Raw genomic sequence first — 1,086 nt, 5'->3', positions numbered from 1 at the left:
CGCCCAGCTTGCGAAAAATGGCCGTCATGTGGGCTTTCACCGTGGCTTCCGACACATCCAGTTCGTAGGCGATTACCTTGTTCTGCATGCCTTCCATCAGCATGCCCATCACCCGGAATTGCTGCGGGGTCAGGCTGGCAATGCGCTCGCTCATGGCGGAGTGGTCGGGCAGGGTCGGGGGCATGGCGCGGCGGGCTTTTTCCGGTAGCCAGCGTTCGCCGTCCATGATCTTGCGCATGGCATCGGTCATGGTGTCCACGGAAGTGGATTTGGGAATAAAGCCGTCGGCACCAAAGTGAATGGCCCGCTGTATCACGTCCACATCTTCGGTGGCTGAAATTACCACCACCGGGACTTTCCGGTATTGCTCGCGAAGGTACACCAGCCCCGAAAAACCGTGGGTGCCGGGCATGTGTAAATCCAGAAGAATGACATCGAAGGGGATGGCTTGCTGGCCCAGTACCTCCAGGGTGGCGAGCGAGTCGGCTTCGTGGATGGTGGCGCCGGGAAAACTGGCCTCTACAGCCTGTATCAGGGCCGCACGGAACAGGGGGTGATCATCGGCAATCAGTATGGTTGTCATGACTCTGATTTAAGCATGTTGCGTGCAAAGAGCCCAAAAAAAGATGGGAATGAAAAAAAGATGCTGCCCGGGGAGGGCAGCATGTGGAAAGGAAACACAGAAAACATCCATGTTTCATCAGCGTATGCGGTTTCAAGTGACGTCTGTATCAACGGTTCAGCCGTGTCTCGACCAGGTTGGCGACCACTGCCGGGTCAGCCAAGGTGGAGATGTCGCCCAGGCTGTCGTGTTCGTTGGCCGCCACCTTGCGCAAAATACGGCGCATGATTTTGCCGGACCGGGTTTTCGGTAGTCCGTGGGTAAAGTGAATCAGATCGGGAGTGGCGATGGGGCCGATTTCCCGGCGCACCCACTGGCGTAATTCGTCATGCAGGGCATCGCTGGTGTGCTCGCCATCATTCAGGGTCACATAGACATAAATGCCCTGGCCCTTGATGTTATGGGGATAACCGACGACGGCGGCTTCGCACACCTTGGGGTGTGAGACCAGGGCGCTTTCCACT

The 1,086-nt window shown here is 57.4% G+C and carries 1 protein-coding gene and 1 pseudogene; both read right to left on the bottom strand.

Going from position 1 to position 1,086, the window contains the following annotated elements:
• Positions 1-583, bottom strand: a 583-nt coding sequence (locus A3730_RS00350; RefSeq protein WP_063537215.1) for a response regulator transcription factor, incomplete at its 3' end; no start/stop codon positions are given.
• A gap of 148 nt (positions 584-731) precedes the next feature.
• Positions 732-1,086: pseudogene (locus A3730_RS00345) on the bottom strand (acetyl-coenzyme A synthetase); the annotation flags it as partial.

The organism is Alcanivorax sp. HI0044, from assembly GCF_001634945.1.
Note: the sequence above shows the minus strand (reverse complement) of the source record. Positions and strands in the feature narration are given on the sequence as shown.